Genomic DNA, 9551 nt, shown 5'->3' with positions numbered 1-9551 from the left:
GTCCCGCCGCGCGGGAGGCGGCCCGCGCGCTGGCGGAGGCCATCCTGGCGGGCGGCGACCGGCTGCACCGCGGCGGTCACCGGGAGCCGTGATCCGGGGGCCTCCACGGCTCGTACAGATTCGGTGGAGATTACGGCACCGAAACTTACTCAACCGTCAGGAATCTGTCCGACCCTTCCCCATGTGAGCGCATTTTCCTCGGCTGACCAGCGCGGACAACAGCCGCGCTCAGCTCTGGACCCCCTCCCGCACCCAAGCCGTGTGGGGTAGCTTTCACCGCGCTGCGGGGGGCGTAGACATGGAAGCGCTGAGGAGCGGGGAGCGGGGATTGCGCGAGTTCACGAACCCTCCGCCTGCGTCGGCACCCCTGGTGGGCGGACTGGCCGACATGGTCTTCCGGTATGCCGAGGAGGACCCGGCGCGCATCGCCCTCGGCCGCAAGGACGACTCCGGCCGGTGGCGGGACGTGACCAGCGCCGAGTTCCGCGACGAGGTGCTCGCCCTCGCCAAGGGCCTGCTCGCCCGCGGCGTGCGCTTCGGCGACCGGGTCGCGATCATGTCCCGTACCCGCTACGAGTGGACCCTGTTCGACTTCGCGCTGTGGACGATCGGCGCGCAGGTCGTGCCCGTGTATCCGACGTCCTCGGCGGACCAGTGCCTGTGGATGCTGTACGACGCGGAGGTGACCGCCGCGATCGTGGAGCACGAGGACCACGCGATGACCATCGCCACCGTCATCGACCGGCTGCCGCAGCTGCGTCAGCTGTGGCAGCTCGACGCGGGCGCGGTGCAGGAGCTGTACGACGCGGGAGCGCATCTCGACGACGACGTCGTGCACCGGCACCGCAGGGCCGTCACGCCCGACTCGGTGGCGACGATCATCTACACCTCCGGCACCACGGGCCGGCCCAAGGGCTGTGTGCTGTCCCACGGCAACTTCATGTACGAGGCCGACACCGTCATCGAGGGCTGGGAGACGGTGTTCCACTCCAGGAAGGGCGACGAGGCGTCGACGCTGCTGTTCCTGCCGCTCGCGCATGTCTTCGGGCGGATGGTGGAGGTCGCGGCGCTGCGCGGCCGGGTCAAGTTCGGCCACCAGCCGCAGCTGAACGCCGCCGCGCTGCTGCCGGACCTCGCCGCGTTCCGGCCGACCTTCATCCTGGCGGTGCCGTACATCTTCGAGAAGGTGTTCAACGCCGCCCGCCGCAAGGCGGAGAAGGAGGGCAGGTCGGGGCCGTTCGAGAAGGCCGTCGAGGTGGCGGTGAAGTACGCGGACGCCGTGGAGGCGAAGGCGTGGGGCATCGGGCCGGGGCCCTCGGCGGGGCTGCGGATGCAGCACCAGCTGTTCGACAAGCTCGTGTACGCCAAGGTGCGCGCGGCGATGGGCGGGCGGATCCGCAACGCCATGTCGGGCGGCTCGGCGATGGACCGGCGGCTCGGCCTGTTCTTCGCCGGTGCGGGCGTGCAGATCTACGAGGGCTACGGTCTGACCGAGTCGACGGCCGCCGCCACCGCCAACCCGCCCGAGCGCACCCGGTACGGCACGGTGGGCCGACCCGTCCCGGGGGTCACCGTGCACATCGCGGACGACGGCGAGATCTGGCTGCGCGGTGACAACGTCTTCCAGGGTTATCTGAACAACCCCAAGGCCACCGACGAGACCCTGCACGACGGCTGGCTCGCCACCGGTGACCTCGGCTCCCTCGACGAGGACGGCTATCTCACCATCACCGGCCGCAAGAAGGAGATCCTGGTCACCTCGGGTGGCAAGAGCGTCTCGCCGGGGCTGCTGGAGGAGCGGGTGCGGGACCATCCGCTGGTCAACCAGTGCATCGTCGTCGGCAACGACCGCCCGTACGTCGCCGCGCTGGTGACGCTGGATCCGGAGGCCGTGGAGCACTGGCTGGCGATGCGCGGCAAGCCGCAGATGCCGGCGTCCGAGCTGGTGCACGACCCGGACCTGGAGACCGAGGTGCGGCGCGCGGTGGTCGCGGCCAACACGCTGGTGTCGCAGGCCGAGTCGATCCGTACGTTCCGGATCCTGGCGCAGCCCTTCACCGAGGAGCACGGGCTGCTCACCCCGTCGCTGAAACTGAAGCGGAAGGCGATCGAGAAGGCGTACGCGGAGGAGGTCGAGGCGCTGTACCGGGCGTGAGCCGTACGGTCAGGAATGCATCGTGGGCTGTGATCGTTGACGATGGGAACACTGGCAGTACCACGTGACCACGAACCGAAGGATCGCAAAGCCGTGAGCAAGGTCCCCCCGATCACCCTGAACAACGGCGTCGAGATGCCCCAGCTGGGCTTCGGCGTCTGGCAGGTGCCGGACGACGAGGCCGAGACGGCGGTCGCCGAGGCCCTTCAGGCCGGCTACCGCAGCATCGACACCGCGGCGGCGTACGCCAACGAGGAGGGCACCGGCAAGGCCATCGCGAGGTCGGGCATCCCCCGCGAGGAGCTCTTCGTCACCACCAAGCTCTGGAACAGCGACCAGGGGTACGACGCCACCCTGCGCGCCTTCGACACGTCGCTGTCGAAGCTCGGCCTCGACTATGTCGACCTGTACCTCATCCACTGGCCGCTTCCGTCGCGGGACCAGTACGTCGACACGTACAAGGCGTTCGAGAAGCTGCACGCCGACGGCCGGATCCGCGCCATCGGCGTGTCCAACTTCCTGCCCGAGCACCTGGAGCGGCTGATCTCCGAGACCTCGGTGATCCCCGCCGTCAACCAGATCGAGCTGCACCCGCACCTGCAGCAGCACGCCGCCCGCGAGTACCACGCGGAGCAGGGCATCGCCACCGAGGCCTGGTCGCCGCTGGGCCAGGGCAAGGGCCTGCTGGAGGTCCCGGCGATCGTGGCGATCGCCCGCAAGCACGACCGCACCCCGGCCCAGGTCGTCCTGCGCTGGCACATCCAGCTCGGCAACATCGTCATCCCCAAGTCGGTGACGCCGTCCCGCATCCGCGAGAACATCGCCGTCTTCGACTTCACCCTGGACGCCGAGGACCTCGCGGCGATCAGCGCCCTGAACGAGGACCGCCGCCTGGGCCCGGACCCGGCGACGTTCGACATGGCCTGACCCCCGACGAGAACGCGACGGCCTCACGGGAGACCGTCGCGTTCTCCCCTTCCCATCCGGCGACTTCCCTTGCTCGACACGGCGGATGGGTCACGGTGTACGCGCAGCCCGGCCGGTGCTGACCCCACGCCGGCGAAGGCACGCAGCCGGGGTCGGGCCTACACCGGGCGGGTCGCCGTGTGGATGGTGTGGGCCGCCAGGGTGAAGACGTCCGGGCGGTGGTGGAGGCTCGCCTTGTCGGCGGGGTCGAGGAGGCGGTCGAGGGTGGTGCGGTCGTCCGGGGCGAGGTGGTCGGCGAAGCTGTCCCGCAGGCGGGTGAGGGTGGCGATCGCGTAGGCGCGGGCGCGGTCCGTGGCCGGGGCCGGGAGGTCGAGGAGGAAGGTGCGGGTGCGGGTGTGGTGGAGGCCCGCGGCGGTGAGCAGGGCCGGCCAGTGTTCGATGGCGGGGACCGAGCCGGGGAGGTCGGAGCGCATGCGGGCGAACCACTCCTCCTCCAGCGCGTCGAGGCGGGCCTGCAGGCCGGGGCGGCCGATGCCGATGTCACGGGGCAGGAAGCGGGCGGGCAGGCCGCCTTCCATCACGGCGAGCGTGCCGCCGGGGGCGAGGCGGGCGGCCAGGGCGGTGAGGGCGGCCTGCTGGTCGCCGAGGTGGTGCACGCTGCGGCTCGCCCAGAGCAGATCCGCGGGGTAGTCCAAGTCGTCGAGGACGCCCGGGAGTTCACCGGCCAGGGTGGAGAAGCGGTCGGCCACGCCCTGGCGGGCGGCGCGGGCCCCGGCTCGTTCCAGCAGCGGCTCGGAGCCGTCCACGGCGACGATCCGGGCGCCCGGGAAGGTCTCCGCGAACAGGCAGGAGATGACGCCGGGGCCGCTGCCCGCGTCCACGACGAGTCCGGGGTCGGTGACCTCCTTCGCCAGCCAGCCGAGGGCCCGCTCGTACAGCGGGGTGAAGAGTTCCGCCTGCGATTCGAGGTGGTCGGCCATCTCGGCCCAGTCGATGTCCGTGTGGTCGTGTGCGTGATTCTGCGCGTGGTTGTGGTGGTGCGCCATGGTCGTCAGCCTCTCCGCTCGGGTGCGGACAGAGTGCGACGACGCACCCGAGGGGAGCAAATGAAGTTGCCGCTCCCGCAAGAAACCGGGGGGCCGGGCCTGCGGGAGCGGCGGTCAGGCCGCCGTTACGGCAGCGGCGGGTACGCGTTCCGCATCAGCTGCTGGAACTGGGCCGAGAACCAGTGGCCCGACAGCGGGGCGTCCGGGAGGGCGCCCGACATGTTGTTGTTGTTCCGCGGGTTGCCGGTGTACGTCGGGTCGCACATCCGGTCGAAGCCCTTGCCCTCGTCATTGTCGATGGGCTTGCTGGCGCCGTCGGACTCGCCCGGGGGCTTCATCCAGACGTAGGCGTCGATGCCGGGCTCGGGTGCCGCCTGGGGCCGTTCGCCGAGTCCCGCCCCGGACTGGTTGCACCAGTTGCCGAGGTGGATCCGGCGGTCGTAGCGGCCACCGTCGACGTAGGTGTCGACGCTGGTCGTGGCGCCGGGTCCGGTGGGCCGGGCGGTGCCGCCCCAGCCGTTGCGGGAGGTGTCGATCAGCATGCCGATGCCCGAGTCGAAGCCGATCCTCACCAGCTCCGCGCGCAGGGCCTGGGCGTAGGACAGCTCGTCGACGTAGCGGTTCCAGTCGACCCACTTGGACTCGCGCACCGACTTGCCGGCGACCGAGTCCGTGATCTTGAAGTGGTCCTCCTTCAGGGCGCTGTAGTTGGCGGTGTTGGCGATGAAGCCGTGCACGTCGTTCACGGTCGCGCCCTCGGCGGTCGCCGCCTGCTTGAACATCTGGGCGCTGGCGCCGAAGTTGTCGTCCCAGCCGAGCCAGCCGTGGTGGCCGGCGTCGACGTAGTTGTAGACGTTGGGCACGTCACCGAGCTTGTTCAGGGCGTAGCCGACGCCCTTCACGTAGTTGCCGTTGGCCTTCATCGTGTCGCAGTTCGGCGTCGCGGTGGGCCGGGGGGTGACGTTGGTGACGAGGTTCGGCAGGGAGTCGATCTCGACGGTGGTGACGATCCTGAGGCCGGCGTACTTCGGGTCGGCGAGGATCTCGGCGATGGGGTCGATGTACTCGGTCTTGTAGCGGTCGATCTCCGTCGGGCCGAGTTCGCCGTTGGAGGCGAGGGCGGCGCAGTCGCGGCCGGGCAGGTTGTAGATGACGAGCTGGACGACGAGTTCGTCGCTGCCCTTCTGCTCCAGTGCCGTATCGAGGTGGTCGCGCAGGCCCATGCCGCCGTTGACGCCGTTGATGGCGGCGATGCGGTCCAGCCAGACGCCGGTGGGCTGGTCGGCGATGCGGTCGCCGCCGGGCTCGGCCGCTGCCTTCGCGGACCACTCCGGGTTCACATAGACCTTGGCGCCGCTGTAGGGGTTGTCGACCCGGTCACCGGGGCCGGGCGGGTCGGTCGGGTCCGGCGGGTCGGTGGGGCCGCCGGAGTCGACGTTGCAGGTCACGCCGTCGAGAGTGAAGGTGGCGGGGATCGCGTTGCTGCCGCTGTAGGTGCCCTGGAAGCCGAAGCTGACCGAACCGCCGGTGGCCAGGGCGGCGTTGTAGGACTCGTTGGCGGCGGTGACGTCGGCCCCGGACTGGGTGACCTTGGCGTTCCAGCCGTTGGTGATCCGCTGGTTGCCGGCGTAGGACCACTTCAGCGACCACGAGGACTTGGCGGCACTGTTGTTGGTGATGGTCACGGAGGCGGTGAAGCCGGTGTCCCACTGGTTCTGCACCTGGTAGTCGACGGTGCAGGGGACGGCGGCCGCGCCGACGCCACCGGGGCCGACGGCGAACGCCGTCCCGGTGGCACCGGCGACCAGCGCCATCGAGGCGAGCAGCGCGGTTCTGGTGCGACTCATGAGTGCGGGTTTCCTCTCCGACAGGACAGCACGGACGACGAGAGGTCCCACACAGTGCCCGGGCCCGCGACGGGTGCTGCTCCGTGCGCGGGGATGGCTAAAAGAACTGAAGGCGAGGGGTGGCGCATCGAGCGACTCCTTGCAGCTCACGCGCGCCGTGACGGGCGCGCCGACTGGTGGAACCGCTCCCACTGGTGCTTGTGAAGCTAGCGCCAAGTGACGCGGAGGAACAGAGGAGTTGCCGACTTTCCCGCAACTCGGCGCATCGAATCATTTCGACTCTTCACGAACCTTGACCGCTCCAGACCCCGTCCCCACTATGGGAGCGCTCCCACTGGTTCAAGTCTTGACCTGTCCCGAGTCGCAGGAGGAACCAGCACCATGCATCCCCCACCCAGGAGACGCACCGGCGTCCGGCGGTTGTGGACCGCGGCCGCGGCGGCTCTCGCGCTCCCGCTCACCCTGCTCTCCTCAGGATCGACCCCCGCTCAGGCGGCGGCCGTTCAGTGCAGCGTCGACTACCGGACGAACGACTGGGGCTCCGGCTTCACCGCCGAGCTGACGCTCACCAACCGCGGCACCGAGGCGATCGACACCTGGACCCTGACGTACGACTACGCGGGCAACCAGAAGCTCGTGAACGGCTGGAACGGCACCTGGTCCCAGTCCGGGAAGACCGTGACCGTGAAGAACGCCGGGTACAACGCCCGGATCGCCGCCGGCGGCGCCGTCACGACCGGCGCACAGTTCTCCTACAGCGGCAGCAACACCGCGCCCACGTCCTTCGCCGTCAACGGCACGACCTGCGCCGGTGCCCATCAGCCGCCGATCACCGTGCTGACCAGCCCCGAGGCGGGCGCGGTGTACACGCAGGGCGAGACCGTGCCGCTCGCGGCGACCGCGGCGGCGGCCGACGACGCCACGATCACCAAGGTCGAGTTCTACGACGACACCGAGCTGCTGGGCACGGACACCAGTGCGCCGTTCACGCTCGACGTCGCGGGCCTGACCGCGGGCAGTCACTCCCTGGTGGCGAAGGCGTACGACAGCATGGGCGCCTCCGCGAGCTCGGCCCCGGTCGGCATCACGGTCGCCGCGGGCCCCGTCGTGGTCGCCACCCCCTCTCAACTGGGCGTCCGGCAGGGCGAGTCGGGCACGTACGAGGTGAAGCTGTCCAAGCAGCCGGCCGCGAACGTGACCGTCACGACCGCCCGCGCGAGCGGCAACTCCGGGCTGTCGGTGACGGCGGGAGCCTCGCTCACCTTCACCCCGTCGAACTGGGACACCGCGCAGAAGGTGACCATCGGGGCGGACGCCTCCGGCACCGGCTCGGCCGTGTTCGAGTCGACGGCCCCCGGGCACGGCAAGGCCACCGTCACGGTGACCCAGCTGGGCGCGGCCAAGGCGTACGACGAACGCTTCCTGGAGCTGTACGGGAAGATCACCGACCCGGCGAACGGCTACTTCTCGCCCGAGGGCATCCCGTACCACTCGGTGGAGACGCTCATCGTGGAGGCGCCGGACCACGGCCACGAGACCACGTCGGAGGCGTACAGCTATCTGCTGTGGCTGCAGGCCATGTACGGCAAGGTGACGGGTGACTGGTCGAAGTTCAACGGGGCCTGGGAGATCATGGAGAAGTACATGATCCCGACCCATGCCGACCAGCCGACCAACTCCTTCTACAACGCGTCGAAGCCGGCGACCTACGCGCCCGAGCACGACACCCCGAACGAGTACCCGGCGCAGCTCGACTCCGGCGTCCCGGTCGGCCCGGACCCGATCGCCGCGGAACTGAAGTCGGCGTACGGCACGGACGACGTCTACGGCATGCACTGGCTGCAGGACGTGGACAACGTCTACGGCTACGGCAACGCCCCGGGCAAGTGCGAGGCGGGTCCGGCGGACACCGGCCCGTCGTACATCAACACCTTCCAGCGGGGCCCGCAGGAGTCGGTGTGGGAGACGGTTCCGCAGCCGACCTGCGACGCCTTCAAGTACGGCGGCCGCAACGGCTATCTGGACCTGTTCACCAAGGACGCGTCCTACGCGAAGCAGTGGAAGTTCACCAACGCCCCCGACGCCGACGCGCGCGCCGTGCAGGCCGCGTACTGGGCGGATCTGTGGGCGAAGGAGCAGGGCAAGGGCGGTGAGATCGCCGGGACGGTCGCCAAGGCGGCCAAGATGGGCGACTACCTGCGCTACTCGATGTACGACAAGTACTTCAAGAAGGTGGGCAACTGCACCGGCCCGTCCTCCTGCCCGGCCGGGACCGGCAAGGACGCCTCGCACTACCTGATGTCCTGGTACTACGCGTGGGGCGGCGCCACCGACACCTCGGCGGGCTGGGCCTGGCGCATCGGCTCCAGCCATGCGCACGGCGGCTACCAGAACCCCCTCGCCGCGTACGCGCTCAGCTCCTACGCCCCCCTGAAGCCCAAGTCGGCGACGGGTTCGGCGGACTGGGCCAAGTCCCTGGACCGGCAGCTGGAGTTCTACCGCTGGCTGCAGTCCGACGAGGGCGCCATCGCGGGCGGCGCGACCAACAGCTGGGGCGGCCGGTACGCGACGCCGCCGGCCGGTACGCCGACGTTCTACGGCATGTACTACGACGAGAAGCCGGTGTACCACGACCCGCCGTCCAACCAGTGGTTCGGCTTCCAGGCGTGGTCCATGGAGCGGGTCGCCGAGTACTACCAGCGCACCGGGGACGCCGACGCGAAGACCGTGCTCGACAAGTGGGTCGACTGGGCGCTGTCCGAGACGACCGTCAACCCGGACGGCACCTTCCGGATCCCGTCGACGCTCCAGTGGTCCGGCAAGCCGGACACCTGGAACCCGTCGTCGCCGGGCGCCAACAGCGGCCTGCACGTCACCGTCGCCGACTACACCAACGACGTCGGCGTGGCCGCGGCGTACGCCAAGACGCTGACGTACTACGCGGACCGCTCCGGTGACACGGAGGCGGCGAGCACGGCGAAGGCGCTGCTGGACGGGATGTGGGAGAACCACCAGGACGCGCTCGGCATCGCCGTGCCGGAGACCCGGGCCGACTACAACCGCTTCGACGACCCGGTGTACGTGCCGAGCGGCTGGAGCGGGACCATGCCGAACGGGGATGCGATCGACTCGTCGTCGACGTTCGAGTCGATTCGGTCCTTCTACGAGGACGATCCGGCGTGGTCGAAGATCGAGTCGTATCTGGCGGGTGGTGCGGTGCCGACGTTCACGTATCACCGGTTCTGGGCTCAGGCGGACATCGCGTTGGCCATGGGGTCTTACGCGGAGCTTCTCGAGTAGGTCCTGCTTCTCCGGAAGTTCGCGTGCCGGGGTGGCCCCCGCAGTGGGGGTCACCCCGGTTTTCTGAACGCCCTCAGTGTGAACACCGGCTCGGGGCGGGGCCGGTCCTGGTCGGGGAGTTCGGCCAGGCGTGCCGCGATGCGCTCGGCGCGCGGGTCGCCCGGGGGCAGGGTGACGAACCAGCCGCGGCGCAGGTCCGCGAGGGCCCGGCGGGGGCTGCGGCCCTGGCCGTGTCCCCGGAAGCGGGCCTGCCCGGCGGGGACCAGGCCGTGCAGG

5 protein-coding genes and 1 pseudogene are annotated in these 9551 nt (G+C 70.1%); 3 read left to right on the top strand and 3 right to left on the bottom strand.

The window, feature by feature from the left end; translation table 11 throughout:
* Nucleotides 1-328: 328 nt before the first annotated feature.
* On the top strand, nt 329-2155 hold the full coding sequence (locus N4P33_RS28355; RefSeq protein WP_260829689.1) for a long-chain fatty acid--CoA ligase: 1827 nt from the start codon (nt 329-331) through the stop codon (nt 2153-2155).
* 135 nt (nt 2156-2290) lie between these two features.
* Entirely contained in the window at nt 2291-3082 is a 792-nt protein-coding gene (locus tag N4P33_RS28350) for an aldo/keto reductase (RefSeq protein ID WP_260829690.1), read from the top strand.
* 158 nt (nt 3083-3240) lie between these two features.
* On the opposite strand, the gene N4P33_RS28345 is transcribed toward N4P33_RS28350, so the two are convergent.
* Nucleotides 3241-4128, bottom strand: coding sequence for a trans-aconitate 2-methyltransferase (locus N4P33_RS28345; RefSeq protein ID WP_260829688.1), 888 nt, complete (start codon nt 4126-4128; stop codon nt 3241-3243).
* A 125-nt stretch (nt 4129-4253) separates the two neighbouring features.
* Entirely contained in the window at nt 4254-5975 is a 1722-nt protein-coding gene (locus tag N4P33_RS28340; RefSeq protein WP_260829686.1) for a glycoside hydrolase family 6 protein, read from the bottom strand.
* Between the two features lie 381 nt (nt 5976-6356).
* Here N4P33_RS28340 and N4P33_RS28335 point away from each other — a divergent pair, with 381 nt between their 5' ends.
* Complete coding sequence (locus N4P33_RS28335; RefSeq protein WP_260829685.1) at nt 6357-9275, top strand: glycoside hydrolase family 48 protein; 2919 nt, start codon at nt 6357-6359, stop codon at nt 9273-9275.
* Between the two features lie 50 nt (nt 9276-9325).
* Here N4P33_RS28335 and N4P33_RS28330 read toward each other — a convergent pair.
* Nucleotides 9326-9551, bottom strand: a pseudogene (locus N4P33_RS28330) (SAM-dependent methyltransferase); the annotation flags it as partial.

Source organism: Streptomyces sp. 15-116A (genome assembly GCF_025290915.1).
In the GTDB taxonomy this organism is placed as follows: domain Bacteria; phylum Actinomycetota; class Actinomycetes; order Streptomycetales; family Streptomycetaceae; genus Streptomyces.
Note: the sequence above shows the minus strand (reverse complement) of the source record. Positions and strands in the feature narration are given on the sequence as shown.

Bases quoted from the DNA above. Each gene is read 5' to 3' on its own strand.
- N4P33_RS28350 (WP_260829690.1), top strand. From the start codon at position 2,291: ATGCCCCAGCTGGGCTTCGGCGTCTGGCAGGTGCCGGACGACGAGGCC.
- N4P33_RS28345 (WP_260829688.1), bottom strand. From the start codon at position 4,128: ATGGCGCACCACCACAACCACGCGCAGAATCACGCACACGACCACACG.
- N4P33_RS28340 (WP_260829686.1), bottom strand. From the start codon at position 5,975: ATGAGTCGCACCAGAACCGCGCTGCTCGCCTCGATGGCGCTGGTCGCC.
- N4P33_RS28335 (WP_260829685.1), top strand. From the start codon at position 6,357: ATGCATCCCCCACCCAGGAGACGCACCGGCGTCCGGCGGTTGTGGACC.